The sequence below is a fragment of the Hymenobacter sedentarius genome (assembly GCF_001507645.1).
GTDB classification, from domain to species: Bacteria; Bacteroidota; Bacteroidia; order Cytophagales; family Hymenobacteraceae; genus Hymenobacter; species Hymenobacter sedentarius.
Genome location: NZ_CP013909.1, coordinates 2,710,607 through 2,729,843 on the forward strand (window position 1 = coordinate 2,710,607; position 19,237 = coordinate 2,729,843).

Annotated in this window: 12 protein-coding genes; all 12 read right to left on the reverse strand. The window is 61.1% G+C overall.

Annotated elements, in window-relative coordinates; genetic code table 11:
- Positions 1–8 precede the first annotated feature (8 nt).
- Positions 9–1,343 (reverse strand): amylo-alpha-1,6-glucosidase, encoded by a 1,335-nt coding sequence (locus tag AUC43_RS11130; protein ID WP_157781042.1) that lies wholly within the window; start codon positions 1,341–1,343, stop codon positions 9–11.
- A 30-nt stretch (positions 1,344–1,373) separates the two neighbouring features.
- Positions 1,374–3,161, reverse strand: coding sequence for a DUF885 domain-containing protein (locus tag AUC43_RS11135; RefSeq protein ID WP_233253987.1), 1,788 nt, complete (start codon positions 3,159–3,161; stop codon positions 1,374–1,376).
- Between the two features lie 218 nt (positions 3,162–3,379).
- Positions 3,380–5,158, reverse strand: a complete 1,779-nt coding sequence (locus tag AUC43_RS11140; protein ID WP_068193204.1) for a DUF885 domain-containing protein — start codon at positions 5,156–5,158, stop codon at positions 3,380–3,382.
- A 53-nt stretch (positions 5,159–5,211) separates the two neighbouring features.
- A complete protein-coding gene (locus tag AUC43_RS11145; protein ID WP_068193207.1) occupies positions 5,212–6,885 on the reverse strand; it encodes an N-acyl-D-amino-acid deacylase family protein in 1,674 nt (557 codons plus the stop codon).
- A 131-nt stretch (positions 6,886–7,016) separates the two neighbouring features.
- On the reverse strand, positions 7,017–8,627 hold the full coding sequence (locus AUC43_RS11150; RefSeq protein WP_068193210.1) for a serine hydrolase: 1,611 nt from the start codon (positions 8,625–8,627) through the stop codon (positions 7,017–7,019).
- A gap of 127 nt (positions 8,628–8,754) precedes the next feature.
- Positions 8,755–10,599 carry a DUF885 domain-containing protein gene (locus AUC43_RS11155; protein ID WP_068193213.1) on the reverse strand — a complete coding sequence of 615 codons (1,845 nt, stop codon included), beginning with the start codon at positions 10,597–10,599 and terminating at the stop codon, positions 8,755–8,757.
- Between the two features lie 270 nt (positions 10,600–10,869).
- Positions 10,870–12,693, reverse strand: coding sequence for a DUF885 domain-containing protein (locus AUC43_RS11160; protein WP_068193217.1), 1,824 nt, complete (start codon positions 12,691–12,693; stop codon positions 10,870–10,872).
- Between the two features lie 274 nt (positions 12,694–12,967).
- Positions 12,968–13,159 carry a hypothetical protein gene (locus AUC43_RS11165; RefSeq protein WP_068193220.1) on the reverse strand — a complete coding sequence of 64 codons (192 nt, stop codon included), beginning with the start codon at positions 13,157–13,159 and terminating at the stop codon, positions 12,968–12,970.
- Between the two features lie 239 nt (positions 13,160–13,398).
- The gene (locus tag AUC43_RS11170) at positions 13,399–15,975 is read right to left on the reverse strand and encodes a T9SS type A sorting domain-containing protein (RefSeq protein WP_068193222.1); all 2,577 of its coding nucleotides are present in this window, start codon (positions 15,973–15,975) and stop codon (positions 13,399–13,401) included.
- Positions 15,976–16,250: 275 nt separating this feature from the next.
- Positions 16,251–17,588 (reverse strand): sensor histidine kinase, encoded by a 1,338-nt coding sequence (locus tag AUC43_RS11175; protein WP_068193225.1) that lies wholly within the window; start codon positions 17,586–17,588, stop codon positions 16,251–16,253.
- Positions 17,589–17,656: 68 nt separating this feature from the next.
- Complete coding sequence (locus tag AUC43_RS11180) at positions 17,657–18,331, reverse strand: response regulator transcription factor (protein ID WP_068193228.1); 675 nt, start codon at positions 18,329–18,331, stop codon at positions 17,657–17,659.
- Positions 18,332–18,343: 12 nt separating this feature from the next.
- Positions 18,344–19,228 carry a TorF family putative porin gene (locus AUC43_RS11185; RefSeq protein ID WP_157781043.1) on the reverse strand — a complete coding sequence of 295 codons (885 nt, stop codon included), beginning with the start codon at positions 19,226–19,228 and terminating at the stop codon, positions 18,344–18,346.
- Positions 19,229–19,237 lie beyond the last annotated feature (9 nt).

The following is a 19,237-nucleotide window of genomic DNA, read 5'->3' on the forward strand; positions in this document are numbered from 1 at the left end:
TATTTAAGCTAACGCAACGAATCGTAGAGGCGGGCCATGGCCAGCAGGGGGTTGTGGCCGAGGTAGTCGCGGCAGGGCACGTTGTATTTGCTGGTGGGCTTGCGCTGCAGGGTTTCGGGGTGGCCGCCCAGCGGGTGGTAAAACTCCCAGATGGTGCCGGTGCGGCGAAACTGCCTGGCGGAGTCGTCTAGGGCTTTTTCCAGGATGAGGCGGGCGGCGTCCCGCCGGCCGTAGTTCAGGCAGGCGCGGGCGGCCCAGTAGGCCATACTATTCCAGGCCGGGCCGCGCCACATGCGCAGCTCAAATTTGGGGTCGCGGCGGCCCACGGTGGCAACCGGGTGCTCGGTGAGAAATACCTTGGGGTTGACCAAGTAGCTGTCGATGTAGCGGTTGGCCTGCTCGGGCGTGGCCGCGCCGCTCACCAGGGGCCACATACTTTCGAAGGGTAGGTTGCGCAGGGCAGGGTTCTGCACGGCCCAGCTGTCGTAGAACATGCCATCGGCGGGTACATAGAGCCGCGTTTGGATATAGGTGCGCAGCTCGGCGGCGCGCTGGTTGTAGTAGTCGGCATCTAGCCCCAACTGGCGGGCCCACTGCGCGGCAATGTGGTAGAGGGTGTACACGTGGCTGGTGGCATCCACGCAGGCCAGGGCGCCCTTAGCCACGTCGTCAAACCGAATGCCTTCATCGACCCCGCTTTCCCATTTTTTCAGCAGGATATCGTTGTAGAAAAAACCGCCATTCGCGGCCCGGCGGTTGTTTTCAAACCAGGTAATCTGCCGCACCAGCGCGGTGTAGAAGCGGCCTACAATGGCGCTGTCGCCGGTCTGGCGCACGTAGTCCTGCACGGCCACCGGCCACAGCGGCGGGTGCCCCTGGGTGCTGTGGTTCCAGTACACCGAGTCGTGCCGGGCCAGCCCGCCGGGCATGTAGATGGAGCCCGGGATGAGCCCCGTGGGCTCTTGGTTCTTGATATCGTTCAGCAGCTGGTGCAGGGCGTGCTCGGGATAGGAGGGCAGCACGTCGATGATTTCGTGCACCACATCCCAGTGCCCGAAGGCGTTGCCGTACACGTAGCCCGGGCCGAGGTCCTCCCATTCGTAGTCGAAAGGTGGGGCAGCCGGGTGCGTGGCCCGCTGGTGCAGGGCCGCCACGTAAGCCAGCATGGGGCGCCAGGCGGGCTTGCCCACTCGGTTAGCCTCGGCCGTAAGCTCAGCCCAACTGCCGGCAGCGGCCGTGCGTGCCACCGAAACCGGAGCGGATTGGCCCTGGGCCCCGGCCTGCTTTGCGGTGCCTAGGCTCAACACACAGCAAAACACGGCCGCTCGAAAAGACCTATTCATAGCGCGCATGCAAAACGAAGCGGAAGGTACTCACCGCTGCCGCGCGGCCCAAGCGTCCATCTTGCGCTCCAGCACCGCCAGCGGCATGCCACCGCCAACCAATAGCTCGTCGTGGAAAGCGCCTAGGCTAAACTTGGAGCCCAGCTGCTTTTCGTAGCGGGCGCGCATTTCCAGGAGCTTGAGCTGACCCACTTTGTAGCTCAGGGCCTGGCCGGGGTTGCCCATGTAGCGCTCAATCTCGGCGGTTGCCAGCTGTTCGCTGATGACCTCGTTGTCGAGCATGTACTTGATGGCTTCCTCGCGGGTCATGCCCTTGGCGTGCAGGCCCACATCCACGACCAGCCGGATGGCCCGGTGCATTTCGCCGCCCAGCGAGCCGGCGTACTGGTAGGGGTCGGTGTAGAGGCCGAGCTCTTTGCCCAGCGACTCGCAGTACAATCCCCAGCCTTCGCTGAAGGCGCTGTAGCCGCCAAAGCGCCGGAACTTGGGCAGACTGGTGTTTTCCTGCTGCAGCGAAATCTGGTAGTGGTGCCCCGGAATGGCTTCGTGCAAAAACACGTCCTCCATGGGCGGCAGGGAGGTGATGTTGTACTGGGTGGCGTCGAGGATGGGCACGTAGAAAATGCCGGCCCGGGTGCCATCGGCCGACCCGCGTGAGTACTGGGCGCTGGCCGATGAGGCCCGGTAGGCCTCGGTTTGGCGCACTTCGAAGGGCGTTTTGGGTGTGCGGCCGAACATCTTTTTGAGGTTGGGCAGCATCCGCTGGTGAATGGCCTCGAAGCCATCGAGAACCTCCTGTGGCGTTTTATAAGGCCGGAATTTCGGCTCGTTTTTCATGTAAGCAAAGAAGGCGGGTAGGTCGCCTTGAAAGCCCACCTGGTTTTTCACGGCCTCCATTTCCGTGCGCAGGCGCTTCACCTCGCTCAGGCCGGTCTGGTAGATTTCTTCGGGCGTTTTGGTGGTCGTTGTGGCGGCCTGCACGGCGTAGCGGTAGGCCGCCGGGCCGCCCGGCAGGTCGGCAAAGCCGGAAGTGCTGCGGGCCTTGGGCAGGTACTCGTTTTTTAGGAAGGCGCTTAGCTTTTGGTAAGCCGGCACCAGCTCGGTGAGGATGGCCTGCTGATACGCGCTGGTGAGCCGGGTCTTGTCGGCCTCCGAGAAGCTGGCGGGCAGCTTGGCAATGGGGCCGTAAAACACGCTTTTGGTGGGGTCCGTGACCACCATGGCATCCAGCTGCGGAATCATTTTGGCCACCAGCGCCTTGGGCAGCACCACGCCCCGGGCCATGCCCTGGCGGAAGTTGCCGATGGCCGAGTCGGCCCAAGCAGTGAACCCGTGCACCCGGCTCAGCCAGTTATCGTAGTCTTTGGCGGTCTTGAAGGGTTGCGCGCCTGTGCCCGACCCGTATTGGGCCATGCTTTGCGGCAAGCCCCCCGCCTGGCCGAAGGGCATCATCCACCGGAAGTGCTGGAAGCCGGCCAAAACCGTTTCCATCTCGTACTTGAAAATGTCGTAGCTCACCTGGTCTTCGGCCGCGAGCTTGGCGCGGTCAAACTTCTGCAGTGAGGCGAGGTACTGCTGGTAAAACCGCTGCTGTTGCTGCCGGAAAGCGCGGGTCTGGTCGTTGGGCAACTGGTCGTTGTAGCGGTAGTCGCCTTGGCTGGTGGCATTCAGCGGAAACAGCCGAGCTTGTCCTTCCGAGTACGCTTCGAACAGAGCCGCCAGTGGCGCCGGGCTACTTGGCTTCGCAGCCGTTGCGGCAGGCTTTGCTGAGGGCTTGCCTTTTTGCGCCACTGCCGGCGCCGCCGTAGCAAGTAGCAAGCATGTGGCTAGGGGTAGTAATCTTCTCATTAGTTGGTCGTTGGGTATTAGTTTGTCTTTGCGGCGATGTCTTTATTCGCCGCAGGCCCGGGTCCTGGAATTAGTAGCTGAGGCTGCATGGGCTGGAAATGGAATTTAATACTAATGCTGATGGCTCCCTTTTTTAGTCAGTCCGATACTGGGGCTTCTCGTCCATCAGATGCTTTCGCCCAAGCCGCTCAGCGCTTGGCCACGGCCGACTGCAACATCAACTCGCGGATGTACTTCACCGGCGCGTTGCCATAGCTGAGGAACTGCTCGTTGAAAGATTTGATGGAAAAGGCCTGGCCTTGTTTCTTTTTCATCTCCTCCCGCAGAGCCACAATTTCGGTATAGCCCGCAAAGTAGCTGCTGAGTTGCACCTGGCTCAGGGTGGCGCGCCGCCACTTGTTGCGGGCTTCAGCCTCTTCCTGGAAGCCCTCGCGGCGCAGCATGGTTACCATGTCGGTTTCGCTCAGGTTGTCGACCTGCACAGCGTGGTCGATGATGCTGTTCAGGGTCACGCGCATGTTCCACTTGTCCCAGAGCAGCCACATCTCGTCGGAGTTCTTGCCGTAGCCGTTTTCCAGCATCATGCGCTCGGCGTACACGGCCCAGCCCTCCGTCATGGCGCCGTTGCTGAAAATGCTTTTCACCAGTGAAGGCGAGCGGTTGGCGTACACCTTTTGCGTATAGTGGCCGGGGATGGCTTCGTGAATGTTGAGAATCTGCAGGGTGTAGTCGTTGTACTCGCGCAGGTAGCTCTCGGCCTGGACCGGCGTCCACTCGGCCGGAATCGGCTCCACGTTATAGTAAGTATTGGCGCCTTTTTCATATGGCCCCGGAGCCGACACGCTGGCGCCTGCGCCGCTGCCACGCATGTAAAGCGGCGTTTCGCGCACTATTAGCGGTTGGCGCGGGTCCTGGGTCAGCAGCTGGTGCTCGTTTACAAACGCCACAAGGGTGTGAATCTGGGCCCTCACTGCCGCCACGAAGCCGTCGCGGGTGGTATGCTTCAGGGTGAGCTGGTCGATAACGGCTGCAATCAGAGCCAGCGAGTCGGCGGGTGCGGCCTTGCCGGGCAGGTATTTGGAATAGAGGCGGGCGGCGCGGTGGCCCATGTCGTGCAGCAGCTCGGCCTTGTGCTTCAAGGCCTGTTGGTACACTTGGTCGGCCGTGAACCGGGACTGGATGTCGTAGGCGAACTTCTGGTCGTACAGCTTCTTGCCGATGCGGAAGGACCGGAATTTGCCTGCCGGCAGCACGTCGTTCTTCAGGAAATCCAGGTACCCTTGCATGGCCTGCCGGGTGGCAGCAATGCGGGCGGTGAAGGTCTGTTTTTCAGCCGCACTTAATCCCGATTTCTGCACCGAATCGGCCAGGGCGGGGCCAAATACGGCCATGCCGCCCGCCACTTGTTGCAGGGCCAGCTCGGTGTGCTCCTTGGTGGGGGTGCTGATGTTGGCCCGGGCCGCGGCGTAGTATTCAGCCGCGTGGCTGATTTTATCGGATATGTTGCGTAGGCGCCGGTCCAGGCGGTAGTAGCGGCCGTTGAGCAGGGGGCCGACGGTGGCGCCCAGGTTGTAGCTGGCGGGGTTCCACTGCCAGGCCTTCAAGGTGTCGGCGTACCAGCGGCGGGCGCGCAGCTCGTTGCGCAGCAGGCGCAGGTCTATCTGGTTGGCGGGCGAGAGGCGGGCCAGGTCAAAGGTGCCCAGCGTGGCCAGATTGGTTTGGGCAAACTTGGCGCTCCGCTGCCGTTGGGCCGCGTCGGGAATCACCAGCAGCGAGTCGTATTTGTGGTAGCCCTTGGCGGCTGCCAGCTCCGGCTCCTGGCGCCACAGGGCCAGCAGAAACTGGTTTTTGAAGGCGTCAAACCGGGCGTCGGGGGTCGGGGCAGGAGCCGCAGCAAGCCCTGTGGCCGGGGAGTAGGTAGATGCTGTCAGCGCCAGCGCGAGTACGGGGAGGTAGCGGTGTTTCATGAATTTATAAGGGTAAAAATGGCAGTCAGCTTTGTACTCCTGGCTAGCAGCCGCTATTTCAAGTAGCCGGGCCCTTTTACAAACCGTCCTGGTTTGGCTCCGGTGTGCTCACCGTCTTTTAACACCTGCACTCCATTCACAAATACGTGGGTCATTCCGGTCGCATACTGGTGGGGCTTGGCAAACGTGGCGTGGTCCATCACCTTGGCCGGGTCAAAGACCAATACATCGGCAAAGTTGCCCACCTTCAACGCGCCCCGCTTCTTGAGCTTCAAATTCGTCGCCGGCAGGTTCGCTAGTTTCCGAATAGCCTCCTGCAGCGTCATCAGGTGTTCGTCCCGCGTGTACTTGCCAATCACCCGGGCAAAGTTGCCATAAGCGCGCGGGTGCGCGTTGGATTTTAGAAAAACCCCTTCCGTTGCATAAGACCCTTCGTCTGAGTCAAAGCTCATCCAGGGCAAGGTGAGTTGTTTTTTCACGTTTTCCTCGCTCATTAGGAAATATGCGACGGTAACCCGCGTGCTGTCCTCAACCACCAGGTTCATGGCTGTTTCTTCCGGCGAGGTGCCTCGGATTTTGGCCACGGCGGCCAGCGTTTTGCCGCTGTATTTTTTTAATGAGTCTTGCTTGAAGGCCAGCAGCAGGATGTTGTCCGGACCACCGGCCCCGTAGTAATTATTCTCCCAATTTTGGGCATCGGTGTGCATCGCTTTGACAGTTGCGGCCCGAACCGCCGGGTCCTGGAGCCGTTTCCGCAAGGCGCCAAAGCCGCCATCTTGCAGGGAGGGGGGGAAGCAGGACGTCAGGCCGGTGGCAGCGGCCGGGTACGTGTACATGTTCGCCGTAATGTGTAGGCCGGCCGCGCGGGCCTTTTCGATGCGCTGGATGACCCCGTCCACCTTTCCCCAATTACCCTTGCCTGCGGCTTTTAGGTGGTAAATCTCCGCGGGGATATTAGCCGCTTTGGCAATAGTAATCAGCTCTTCCACCGATTCATCCAGCTTATTGCCTTCGCTGCGCAGGTGGCTGATGTACATGCCGTGGTATTTGGCGGCTTCCTGGCATAAGGCAATCAGCTCCGGCGTTTTGGCAAAAAATGCCGGTGCGTAGATGAGCGAAGAGCTCACGCCCATGGCCCCTTGCCGCATGGCTTGGCGCACCAGCAAGCGCATGCTGTCCAGCTCAACCGCCGTCGGCGCCCTGTTGTCTTCGCCCACCACGTTCATGCGCACGGTCGTGGCCCCGACAAACGAGGCCACGTTGCACGACACTCCTTTCTTTTCCAGGTACGTAAGGTATTCCCCCAGCGAAGTCCAAGCGACGGGGTACTTGATGTCCGTTTGCCCCCGCGCCAGTTGCTTTTTTGTGCGGGTGTTCAGCGGGCCCATGCTCGAGCCTTCGCCCATCACCTCCAGGGTGACGCCTTGCCGGATGTCGCTTTGGGAACGGCCGTCTTCTAGGAGTGTTTCATCAGCCCCACTCAACATGTTGACAAAGCCCGGGCACACTGCCATGCCGCGCGCGTCCACCACTACGTCGGCCGAGGCATTGGCGAGGTCGCCCATCGCGGCAATCGTGTCGGCGTTCAAGGCAATGTCCCCTTTGAAGGGCGCACCGCCCCGGCCATCGTAGAGCAGGCCGTTGCGAATGATGGTGGCGTATTGGTTCTTGTGCTCGCAGGTACACAAGACAGGTAGCAGAAGCAGGAACAGTAAATGCTTTTTCATGCAATTTGATTAAAGCCAACGGAAGAATAGTCTAGAACCTCAGTGGCTTACAAGGCACGAAACGTTACGAAACACCGTATTTGGAAACCTGAATGGGAGGCTGGTCTATGCATTTCGGACCATCGTAGCTCTTACTGCGCCGCCGCAGTTTCCGGCACCCGCTGCAAGTCCAGGTCGTGGAAATCGTAGCTAAAATCGGTGAGACCTGAAATGGCTTTCATCTTGAGGCCCGTCGCTTGGCCTTTTTCGTCGAGGGCAAAAGCGGCAAAGGCATCGGCGTTGAAGCTGCGTTCCTTCCAGCGCACCACGTAGGTACTGCCGCGGTAGGGCATGAGCTGGCCCACGAGGCGGGGCGAGCGTTGCGCTTTGAGCCACAGCTGCGGGCCTTGGGCGTAGATGTTTACGTCGCCCAGCCACGCATCGTGGTAGCGGCCCACGAAGGCCTTGAAATCCGGCCGCTTGGAGGCGGCTTTCTGGGCAGTGGCTACCTGCTTCCACACTTCCGTGGTGGTTTTATCATCACCGGACTTGCTGGCCGCGGTTAGGTCTGCCATGAACTTCACCCGGTCCAGTCCCGTCATCCCGAGGTAATGGTCCTCGATGGTGTTGGTAATGGCCGTAAAGGCCGCCCCGCTTTCTTGGTTGGTAAGCACGATGATGCCCAGGTGCAGCTCGGGCAGTAGCGTCATTTTCGTGACCATACCTACCTGGCCACCGGTATGCGAAACTTCCTTGTAGCCGCGGACATCGCGCAGAAACCAGCCCAGGCCGTAAGCCGAAAAGTGCGTGTTGTAGCTAAAGGGCACGTACGCAGCCGGAACCGGGCCGACCGGCAAAATGGTTTGGGGCGACCAGAGCTGCCACTGCGTTTGGGGTTTGAGGAGCGAAGGAGGGGCGCCGGGGCCGCCGAGTAGCATCATGGCCCACTTGCTTAGGTCGTTTACGCTGCTGTACATGCCGCCACAAGCCCAGTCTACGGTGCCCAGGCTGCGGCGTACTACCTGTACCCGGCCATCTACCGGGCCGTGGCCATCGATGACGTTGGTGGGGTCGGGCAGGCGGGCAAAGCCGGGAGCAGTGCGGTTCATGCCCAGCGGTTTCAGAAAGCGGGCTTCCACAAACTCAGCCCATGATTTTCCCGATACCCGCGCCACCACCTCGCCGGCCACTAGGTACAGGTTGTTGTCGTAATCGTATTTGCTTCGGAACGACGATACCGGCTTGAAGTAGCGCAGGTTATGAATCACGTCCTTGATGGTAAAATCCGTCGAGTCCGGAAAAAACATCAGGTCGCCCGCGCCCAGTCCCATGCCGCTGCGGTGCGTAAGTAGGTCGCGCACCGTGAATTCGGCCGTCACGTACGGGTCGTACATCTTGAACTCGGGGATGTAGTCCGTCACATTGTCGTTCCAGTTAAGCTTGCCTTCCTCCACCAGCAGCCCCAGGGCCGCTGCCGTAAACGCTTTGGTGTTGGAGGCGATGCCGAAGAGCGTGTTGGCATCCATGGGGGCTTTGGTGGCCAGTGAGCTCACGCCGTAGCCCTTGGCCATCACCACCTGGCCGTCCTTTACCACGGCCACGGCAATGCCCGGTACATCGAAGGCCTTGAGGGTACGGGCTACTGTAGCGTCCACGACCGCCACGTCGAGCGGTGCGATGGCTGGGGTGAAAACCACTTGTGCCTTGGCCGACAGGAACAATCCCGCAACCAAGGCACTGCTCAATAGTACAGTTCGAAGCATATCGAAAATAAGAAAAGGTGAGCTTGATGAATTATCAAATGTCCACTCTTTTTATTGCATTTTCGCTATACTTTCGTGTGTTTTAATGAAAATTAAACTAAGCAAAAGCGGTAGAAACTAGCGACGCTTATTTCTGGTGGGCGGCCCAGGCGTCCATCTTGCGTTCCAGCACCGCCAGCGGCATGGAGCCACCGGCCAGTACCTCGTCGTGGAAGGCGCGCAGGTCGAACTTCTTGCCCAACTGCTTTTCGTAGCGGGCGCGCAACTCGCGCAGCTTCAGGGCGCCGGTTTTGTAGGCCAGCGCCTGGCCGGGCATGGCCATGTAGCGCTCTATTTCGGCCGTGGCGCCTTGCTCCGAGATGGGCTCGTTGTCCATCATGTATTTAATGGCCTGCTCGCGCGTCATGCCTTTGGCGTGCATGCCCACGTCGACCACCAGGCGAATGGCGCGGTGAATTTCATCGCCCAACGCCCCAATTTTCTGGTAGGGGTCGGTGTAGAGGCCAAGCTCGGGCCCCAGGCTTTCGCAGTACAGCGCCCAGCCCTCGCTGAAAGCGGGGTAGGAGGCAAAGCGACGGAACTTGGGCAATGCGGTATTCTCCTGCTGCAGCGAGAGCTGGTAGTGGTGCCCCGGAATGGCCTCGTGGGCAAACAGTGACTCCATGCCCGAGGTGATGTTGAACTTGGTGGCGTCCAGAATCGGCACGTAGAAAATACCCGGCCGCGAGCCGTCGGGCGTGCCGCGGTTGTACTCGGCCGAAGCCGTAGCGGCGCGGAAGGCTTCGGTCTGGCGAATCTCAAACGGCGACTTCGGCGCGTGCCCAAACAGTTTGGGCAGGTTGGGCGTAATCTTGGCCTGGATGGCGCGGAAGGCGTTCAGCACATCCTCCGGCGTTTTGTAGGGCGTGAATTTGGGGTCCGAGTTCAGGTAGGTAAAGAAGGCGGGCAAGTCGCCCTTGAAGCCTACCTGTTTTTTCACGGCTTCCATCTCGGCCCGAATGCGCTTGACCTCGCTCAGGCCGGTTTGGTAAATGGCCTCGGGTGTGCGGTCGGTGGTGGTCATCAGGCGCACGTCGTAACGGTACATCTGGGGGCCACCGGGTATGTCGGCCAAGCCGGTAGTGGTGCGGGCCTTGGGCAGGTATTCCGTTTGCAGGAAGTCGGCCAGCTTGCGGTAGGTGGGCACCAGCTGGGTCAGAATGGCCTGCTGATAAGCCGCGGCGAGGCGGGTTTTATCGGCCTCCGAGAAGCTGGCGGGCATACGGGTGATGGGGCCGTAAAACAGGCTCTTGGTGGCATCGGCCGTGACCTGGGCCTGCAGCTGCGGCACCATTTTCAGTACCAGCACGCGGGGCAGTACCACGCCGGCCCGCATGCCCTGCCGGAAATTGCCAATCGCCGAGTCGGCCCACACCGGAAACTGGCCCACACGCGCCAGCCAGTCATCGTAGTCCTTCACCGTTTTGAAGGGCTGCGCGCCCGTGCCTGCGCCCAGTTGGCCCAGCGTATTGGGCAGGCTGTAAAACTGGGCAAAGGGCATCATCCAGGTGTTCAGCTTCAGGCCCTCGAGGCGGGTGTCCATCTCGTACTTGAAGATGTCGTAGCTGACCTGGTCATCGGCCGAGAGTTTGGCGCGGTCAAACTTCTGCAGCGAGGCGAGGTACTGCTGGTAAAAGCGCTGCTGTTGCTGCCGGAAAGCCTGGGTCTGGTCGTTGGGCAGCTGGTCGTTGTAGCGGTAGTCGCCCTGGCTGGTGGCCCCCAGCGGAAACAGCTTGGCGCGGTCTTCCCAATAGGTGTCGAACAGGGCCGCCAGCGGCGCCGATGCCTTAGTGGAGCTGGCCATTGCTGCGTGCGTGGTTGCTTTGGCTTTGGGCGGGGTTTTGGTGGCCTTCTTAGTGGGCTGGCCCTGGGCGGTGGGTAGCCCGGCTGGCAAGCAAAGCGCTGCCAGCAAGACAATAGAGGTTGTTTTCATCGAAAGTGCTAATGTGCGTAGCAAGCTACGGCTATTCCTCGAAATGGGGGCGGCGGTGGGTGGGGTGGAACCGCACGCGCGGGGTACCTCACCCCCGGCCCCTCTCCCGCGGAGAGGGGAGCCTCACGTTATTCAGCAAACAAAAAGGCCCGGCTCAATTGAGCCGGGCCTTTTTGTTAAAGTTGAGCTAAAAGCTTGTGTCGTGGCTCCCCTCTCTTTTGGAGAGGGGCCGGGGGTGAGGTACCCTGCGGCGTGCGGTTCCTCCAGCCGCTATTGCTTCGCGGCCCAGGCGTCCATCTTCTTTTCCAGTACGGCCAGCGGCATGGAGCCGTCCTTCAGCAGCTCGTCGTGGAAGTCGCTGAGCTTGAACTTGGGCCCCAGCTGCTTTTCGTATTTGGCGCGCAGCTCCCGGATTTTGAGCTGGCCGATTTTGTAGCCCAACGCCTGGCCGGGAATGGCCATGTAGCGCTCAATGGCCGAGGTGGCCTCGTCGCGCGTGGTGCTCAGGTTGGCCAGCAGGTACTCTATGGCCTGCTCGCGGGTCATGTGGCGCGAGTGCAGGCCCGTGTCTACTACCAGGCGCACGGCGCGCAGCATCTCGTCGCCCAGGGCGCCCATGCGCTGGTAGGGGTCCTTGAACAGCCCGAGCTCCGGGCCCAGGCTCTCGCAATACAGCGCCCAGCCCTCTACGTAAGCATTCTGGCCCCCGAAGCGGCGGAACTTGGGCAGGCTGGTGTTTTCCTGCTGCAGCGAAATCTGGTAGTGGTGGCCCGGAATGGCTTCGTGCAAAAACAGCGACTCCATGCCCGAGGTGGTGGCAAACGTGGTGGCATCGGGAATGGGCACGTAGAAAATACCCGGCCGCGAGCCGTCTGGCGAGCCCTGGTTGTACTCAGCCGAAGCCGAGGCTTCGCGGAATTTCTCGGTTTCGCGGATTTCAAACGGCGTTTTGGGCGTGCGGCCAAACATCTTTTTCAGGTTGGGCAGCATCCGCTGGTGGATGTTTTCGAAGGCAGCTAACACTTCCTGCGGTGTTTTGAAGGGCCGGAACTTGGGGTCGGTGTTCAGGTACTTAAAAAACGCCTGCAAGTCGCCTTTGAAGCCCACTTCCGACTTTATCTGCTCCATCTGGGCCCGGATGCGCGCCACCTCGGAGAGGCCAATCTGGTAGATTTCGGCCGGCGTCTTGTCGGTCGTCGTCTCGTACTTCACGTCGTAGGCATAGATTTCCTTGCCGCCGGGCACGGCGTCGATGCCGCTCGTGGTGCGCGCCTTGGGTAGGTATTCCTGCTGCAGGAAGGTGCCCAGCTTGCGGTAGGCCGGTACCAGCTCGGTCAGGATGGCCTTCTTGTAAGCGTCCGTGATGCGGGTTTTGTCGGCATCCGAAAAGTCTTTGGGCAGGCGCGAAATGGGGCCGTAGTACAGGCTCTTGGTGGGGTCGGTTACCAGAATATCAGGCGCTTGCAGCTGCGGAATCATGCGCACTACCAGCGCCCGCGGCAGCACCACGCCCCGGCGCATGCCTACCCGGAAGTTGCCGATGGCCGAGTCGGTCCAGGCCGTGAAGCCGTGCACCCGGCCCAGCCAGTTGTCGTAGTCCTTCACGGTCTTAAAGGGCTGGTTGCCCTGGCCGGAGCCGTACTGGCCCAGCGTGATGGGCAAGCCGTAGAACTGGTTGGCGGGCATCATCCAGGTGTTGAGCTTGAGGCCGGCCAGCCCGTGGTTCATCTCGTAGGCGAAGATGTCGTAGCTGATTTTGTCGTTCTCGCTCAGCTTTTCGCGGTCGAACCGCTGCAGCCGGGTCAGGTAGTTCTGGTAAAACGCGTGCAGCGTGTCGCGAAAGGCCCGGGTCTGGTTGTTGGGCAGGATGTTGTTGTAGCGGTTGTCGCCATACGCCGTGGCCGACATGGGGTCGAGGCGCAGCTGCTTTTCCCAGTAGCTATTGAACAGGCCCTGCAGGCCGGTAGTCGTGTCGGCCGCGCCTTCGGTAGCGGCGGGCTTCTCGGTAGTCGTGGCAGTTTCGGTGGTCTTGGTCTGGTTGCAGGCCGTGCTGAGCGCCGCGGCCACAAGGCCGGCGAGGGCGAGTTTTTTCATGAAGTAAAAAGCCGATTTAAGCGGAACGTTGAGGTCAAATAACGGGAAAATACCCGAGGGGCTGCGCCAAACCACGGGTGCAGCGCGGCGCGGTGCCACCCCGGCGGCTGCTGGGCGGGGCCAGCTTGGGCATGGCCATTGTGCAATGAGCCTGATGTTTAGAGTAATAGCTAATTATAAAGATATTATTCAAAACCAGATTGGCCCCCGAATAATAGCAAAGAGCCTCTCCGGGCGTACCGAAGAGGCTCTGGGTTATGGCAGCAGCACCAGTTTATTTCTTGTGGTGGGCCATGGCTTTATGCCCGGCCTTGCGTCCGGAGTGCTTTGCCATGCGGTGCGTGCTGGATTTCCGGGTGGTCTGGGTGGTAGACTTGGTCGTGGCGGACGACGAAGCAGGGGTGGTCTGGGCTACGGCGGCAAACGTGCACAGCGCAGCCGCAAGCGAAAGCATGAGCGTTTTCATGAGGAGTAAGGGTTAATGGGTGAACGAACGATTCAAATTTATTTTGGGCAAAATGAAAATTATGTGAGATTTTACTCTCTGTAAACAAAGATTTTACACCGATAATTGACCTTGAAAAATAGCCTCCGCCATGCCGGGGCAACGGCGTATTTATCAACCAACAACAAGCCTTAAGCGACCAGCAAAAAAGCCCCGGCAAGACGCCGGGGCTTTTAAAAATTGAGCTAAGAATCAAGAGGCTATTGCCGCACGATGCGCTGCGTTACGGTGCCTTCTGTGCTCACGGCCCGCAGCACGTACACGCCGGTGGGCAAGCTGCTCAAATCCAATTCGCGGGCGGTGGCGGCTGCAGCCAGGCTGCTGGTCAGCACCCGCTGCCCGAGGGCATTGTATACCGTGAGCTGCGCTGCGGAGTGGCTGCCGGCAATGCTGACGGTGAGCGAGCCGGTAGTTGGGTTGGGGAATACCGCCAGACCAAAAGCCGACTGCCCCGAGCGTGCCGCCGTAACCGTGACCGTAACCGCTGCCGAAGGGGCTGACGCGCAACCATTTGTGCTAACAACCACGGTGTAAGCGCCGCCTTGCGTGGTGGTATAAGTGGCGCTGGTAGCCCCGGCAATGGCCACACCGTTGAGGTAGTACTGGTAGGTAGCGCCGGCCACCGTGGCTGTGCTCAAGACGCCATTGGCCAAGGTCAGGGTGGGTTGGGCTGGCAGGGCGTTCACCGTAAGCGTTGCCGTAGCCGAGGTGGCAGCACAGCCTCCGCTGGCTGCTACCGTGTTGGTGATGGTATAGGTGCCGGGTTGGCTCTGGCTCAAGTCAATGGCGCCGGTACTGGTGTTCAGCCCTAAGCCAGTTGTTGAGCTGAACGTGCCCGCCGACGCACCACTGGCCAGGGTAGGGGCGATGCTACTGCTGGCACAATAGGCCGTGGCAGGGTAGCTGAACGTGGCCGCGGCCGGGGCCGTGATGGTCACCGTTTGGGTACTGCTGCTCGGGCAGGGGCCACCCACCGCGTAGGTAATGGTGTAGGTGCCCGGCGTGCTGCTGCCGGGCGTGATGGTGCCCGTAGTTGCATTCAGGCCCAGCCCGGCTGGCGAGGCGGCAAAAGTGCCGCCGGTTGTGCCGGTTATGGTAGCCGCCGCGGCCCCGCTGCTCTGACAAACGCTGGCGCTGGCGTAGCCGAAACTCGCCGTAGTTAGTGGGTTTACCGTCACAGAAACGGGCGCTGAAGTAGCCGCGCAGCCTCCGGGGTTGGTGATGAGCACGGTGTAGGAGCCGCTGGCCGTGGCCGCGTAGCTGGTGCCCGTGGCGCCGCTGATAGGCTGGCCGTTGCTATAGAACTGATAGGTAGCCGCGCCCGTGCCGCCCGTGGCGGTAAGCGTAACCGAGCCGCCCTGGCAGAAAGTGGTGGCCCCACCGGCGGCAAGGGCCGGCGTGGGCTGGGCATTGAGCACCAGTGAGGTACTGGCCGAGGTGGCGGAGCAGCCACTGGCTGCCGCGAGGCTGTTGGTGATGGTGTAGGTGCCGGGCTGGCTCTGGGCCACGTCCACGGCGCCGGTGCTGGCGTTCAGGCTCAGTCCCGCCGGGCTGGCGGTGTACGTGCCGGCCGTGGCACCCGCCGCCAGCGTCGGCGTGATGGTGCCCTGCGTACCGGCGCAGCGGCTGCCGCCGGCGTAGCTAAAGTCCGCCGTGGGCGCCGCCGTGATGGTAAAGCTGACGCTGGCGCTGGCCGGGCAGGTACCCCCAATGCCATACGCCACGGCGTAGGTGCCGGGCTGGCTCTGGCTCAGGTTGATAATGCCGGTAGTGGGGTTCAGGCTCAGCCCCGTGGGCGAAGCCGTGAAGGTGCCGCCGCTGGGCGAGGCCGTGGGCGTGGGGTTGGTGGGGCCGCTCTGGCAGTAGCTCGGCAGGGCATAGCTAAACGACACCGTGGGAAGCGGCGTGGCGGTCACGTTTATGGTATTGGAAGTAGAAGTGCACGTGGCGGGATTGTACGCTACCACGCGGTAGGCGCCGCTGGTGGTGGCGGTGTAAGTAGCGTTGGTAGCCCCCGGAATCTGCACGCCATCCTTCTCATACTGAAAGGTGTAGCCGCTGGCGCCCTGCCCGCTCGTATTGGCCGACAGCAGCACCGAGCCGCCTTGGCAAAACGTGGTGGGCGTGGCGGCAGTCAGGTTTACCACGTTCTGCTTCAGCACTAGTACCGTTACGGAGGCCGAAATGGAGGAGCATCCGGTGGCGTTGGTTACTTCCACCGAATAGCTGCTGTTGGCCGTAACCAGAGCCGTGTACGTGGCGCTGGTAGCGCCCACTATTTCCCGGCCGTTGAGCAAAAACTGGTATTTATTGCCCGCCGCAATGGGCCCGGCCACCAGGTAAATGGTGCCCTGCTGGCAAAATGTGGTGGGGCCCTGTGAGTTGATGGTAGCTGTGGGCGGCTGGCCTACCGTCACGGTGGCCACGGTAGAGGCCACCGCGGGGCTGGTGCCATTCTGCACAATGGCGCGGAAGTTGGTGGTAGTCTGAAGGTTGGAGAAAGTGTAGGTGGGCGAGTTGGCGGTAATGTCTACGTAGCCATTTCCGCTATCGGCCTGGTACTTAATAATGGAGCCGGTGTAGCCGGTCAGGGTAAGGGTGCCGGAGTTGAAGCCAGCGCAGACCGACGAAGCCGCCGGGCTGAGCGTGCCGCCGCTGGGGCCGGTGGTTTGGGCCTGGGTGCGGCCTGGCAGCAGGCCGGCCACCATCAGCCACAGCAATACGAGAAGGCGGGGCCACGTGGCAAGCGGCTGGTGCGTTTGTAGGGGTGAATTCATGAAAAAGACAAAAAGGTTGAAAGTGTAGTTGAGCTAAAAAAGACAGTGGGGCGCGGTGGGCTGAACAGTAGCGCAGACCTGGGTTCTGTCCCAGGGTTTAAAATCCCCTTATGTAATAATGCCAAGGCCCCCATTTGCAATAAGTTATAGTAGATCCGAGGCGCCCAAACGGCTCGCTAATGTTGCGCTTACAATACTACTGCCTAAACATGAAGCCAACATGATAAGCTGAGCCAGTCGAGGCTCATTGGCCCTGAAAATTCCGGGCTCGGGGGCTACTGCCCCTCTGTTGGGGGCGGGAACGTGAGCAGGAAGGAAGTGCCCAGCCCCTCAATGGAGTTCACTTCAATCCCGATGCCGTGCAGGTCGGCGATGGTGCGGGCAATGCTTAGGCCCAGGCCGTAGCTGTCAGGGTCGGTGGTGGTGGCGCCTTTGTCGAAGCGGTGAAACAGGCGCGGAAGCTGGTCTTTGGCAATGCCCAGCCCCGTGTCCCGGACTTCGAGCACGTAGCCGGCTCCCGCGGGCGCGGGCCGCCCCATCAGGTAAATCAGGCCGCCTTGGCGGTTGTATTTGATGGCGTTGCCCACCAGGTTGAACAGCAGCGTGAACAGCAGGCCGCGGTTGCAGTTGGTCACCACAAAATCGGGGTGGATTTCCTGCTTCAGGGTCAGGTCGAGCACCGCCAGACGGTCCTGCACTTCTTCACTTACCTCGGCCACCAGCTCGGCCAATGACACGGTTTCGGTGCGGGCAAACTGGTCGTTTTCAATCTTGGAAATCATGAGCAGGGACTTGATGATGGTGCGCAGCCGGTGCACGGTGCGCTGCGAATCCACCACGCGCAGCTGGTTTTCGTCGCTCAGGCTCTCGTCGACGAGCATGTTGTCGAAGCGGTATTGCAGGGCGGCCAGCGGGGTGAGCAGCTCGTGGGAGGCATCGGCAATGAAGGTGCGCTCCTTCGTGAACGAGGCCTGGATGGTGGTCATCATCTCGCGCAGGCTCTCGTCGAGGTAGCGGAAATCGTCGGTGCTGGTGGCAATGGGGGCGAAGTTGAACGCCGCCGGGTGGTGCCCGTTCTTCAGCCGCTGGCGAATGATGGTGTAGAACGGCTCCAGCAGGTAGCGGAAAAACGCCAGGTCGGCCAGCGTGGTCAGGGCCACGGCCACCAGCAGAATGTAGAGGGCGTAGTGGCGGAAATTGCGCTCCGTCTCGCCAATGGAACCCGTGCTGCGCCCAATCTCCAGCAGGTAGTACTTGCCACCCAACGGAAACGAGTAGCTCAGCACCCGGTAGGCCACAATCTCATCTTCCACGGCCCGCTTCGAGTCCTCAATCACATCTATCCGGGGGCCGGGCGGAATCGCCTCCAGCGAAATAAATTCTTCCTTGAGCAGGTTGTAGCTGCCGTAGGACGACTGCCCACCCTCGATGAACGCCGAAATGCCGTTTCGCCGAATCAGGCGCAGCACTTTTTCCTTTTTCTGGGCCAGCCGGTGGTCGGTCGATACCAGGGCCAACCTGCTCATCACCAGCGGCAGTACACCCACCAAGAGGAGCAGAATCGCTACCCGGGACAGGGCATTGAACAAGGAGAATTTCGTGCTAAGCTTCAAAGCGGGCGTTGGTCAAACAGGGCAGTAAAACGGGTTGAAAACTTGGCCGGAGTGCGGCTTGGCGCATTCTATAGCTTCACTTTGTAGCCCACGCCGCGCACGGTTTCCAGCCATTCCACGTCGGCGTGCTGGCTCAGTTTTTTGCGCAGGTTCTTGATGTGGGCGTCGATGTAATTGGAGTCGAAACCGGACTCGGGCAGGTTGCCCCAAATGTGTTCGGTGAGCTGTAGGCGGGTGAGCACCCGGTTTTTGTGCAGCACGAGGTAGCTCAACACGTCAAATTCCTTCACCGACAGCGTCACTTCGGTTTTCTCGTGCAGCACGCGGCGGCTTTGCAGGTCGAGCTCAAAATCGCCGCAGCCCACCAGCGGCTTGTGCAGCCCGAAGCGCCGCCGCGTGATGGCGTGCATGCGGGCCAGCAGCTCCGGCAGCGAAAAAGGCTTGGCCAGGTAGTCGTCGGCACCCAGTTCCAGCCCGCCGATGCGGTCCTCGACGGCGCCGCGCGCGGTGAGGATGATGACCGCCGCCGTCAGGTTGTTTTGCTTGGCTTCGGCCAGCACGTCCAGCCCGTCGCCGTCGGGCAGGCCCAGGTCCAGCAGCACGAAATCAAACGGGGTGTCGGCCAGCTGGTCGCGGGCTTCGCGCGCCGTGCGTGCCACCGTGCAGGCGAAGCTGTGCTGGTACAGAAAGATGCCGAGCTCCCGGGCCAGGGTGCGCTCATCTTCCACGATTAAAACGGTCATGGCGAAAGCGGGCTAAAGGTTCAGCGACAGGGTGGTGGTGAAGTAGGAGCGGGCGCCCGAGACGTCGCCGGGCAGCAGGTTCACGGGCACGGCATAGCGCCAGGCCACCTGCGCCGAAACCACGCCCAACGAGTAAGTCACGGGCACGCGCAGCTCGTAGTTGAGCACTTGCAGCCGGGTGGTGGTGACGGTGGTCGTGCCGGCGGCCTTGCCCCGGCCCCGCCCAAAGCCGCGCGACTGCTGCTGGTCTAGGCTGGTTTCGGCGAAGTGCTGGGTGCCGGCCGTCACGCTCACGCGGGGCTCAATGGCCAGGTATCCTTTGGGCGTAAACACCTTGGCGATTTCGAAGTAGCGGGAGTTGTCGAGCACCAGAAAAAAATCGTTGCTGTCGCCAAACAAGTAGGCCGCGTTCAGCCGCGAGTACACATAGCCCCAGTCCAGGCCCAGGTAGCTGTCAAGGGAGTTGTTCACGCTTGACTTCACGAGGGGACTGTTGGCCGCAAATAGAAAACGCGAGTAGCTCACCGACGCATCCACTTTCTTGGATAAGTCGCCATCCCAACCCAGCGACAAATCAGTTTCATCCAAAAAACTGCTGGTGTTGAGCAAGTTGTAGCCCACCACCGAGCCCCATACCCCAAAGCGGGACTTATACGTCAACTCGCCGGTGGTGTAGGGGTAGCGCGTGGTTTGGGTGCGGCCAAAAAACGAGGAATTGCTGCCGTAGCTAAGCGCAGCCGTGAAGCCGCCGTGCTGGGCGCTGCTATCAGCGGGGGCAGCGGGCGTGACCGTGGGTTGGCCGCCGCCCACATCCTGGCCGGCGGCCAAGCGGCTGCCCAGAAGGATAATGAGAAGTAGCTCCCCCAGCAGGTGCCGGGGGCTGCATAAAAAAAGCATAGCGTCGGA

What these genes read in the sequence shown, in the direction of transcription:
- AUC43_RS11150 (WP_068193210.1), bottom strand. Translation starts at nt 8,627, where the DNA reads ATGCTTCGAACTGTACTATTGAGCAGTGCCTTGGTTGCGGGATTGTTC.
- AUC43_RS11140 (WP_068193204.1), bottom strand. Translation starts at nt 5,158, where the DNA reads ATGAAACACCGCTACCTCCCCGTACTCGCGCTGGCGCTGACAGCATCT.
- AUC43_RS11185 (WP_157781043.1), bottom strand. Translation starts at nt 19,228, where the DNA reads ATGCTTTTTTTATGCAGCCCCCGGCACCTGCTGGGGGAGCTACTTCTC.
- AUC43_RS11165 (WP_068193220.1), bottom strand. Translation starts at nt 13,159, where the DNA reads ATGAAAACGCTCATGCTTTCGCTTGCGGCTGCGCTGTGCACGTTTGCC.
- AUC43_RS11155 (WP_068193213.1), bottom strand. Translation starts at nt 10,599, where the DNA reads ATGAAAACAACCTCTATTGTCTTGCTGGCAGCGCTTTGCTTGCCAGCC.
- AUC43_RS11145 (WP_068193207.1), bottom strand. Translation starts at nt 6,885, where the DNA reads ATGAAAAAGCATTTACTGTTCCTGCTTCTGCTACCTGTCTTGTGTACC.
- AUC43_RS11130 (WP_157781042.1), bottom strand. Translation starts at nt 1,343, where the DNA reads ATGAATAGGTCTTTTCGAGCGGCCGTGTTTTGCTGTGTGTTGAGCCTA.
- AUC43_RS11180 (WP_068193228.1), bottom strand. Translation starts at nt 18,331, where the DNA reads ATGACCGTTTTAATCGTGGAAGATGAGCGCACCCTGGCCCGGGAGCTC.
- AUC43_RS11160 (WP_068193217.1), bottom strand. Translation starts at nt 12,693, where the DNA reads ATGAAAAAACTCGCCCTCGCCGGCCTTGTGGCCGCGGCGCTCAGCACG.
- AUC43_RS11170 (WP_068193222.1), bottom strand. Translation starts at nt 15,975, where the DNA reads ATGAATTCACCCCTACAAACGCACCAGCCGCTTGCCACGTGGCCCCGC.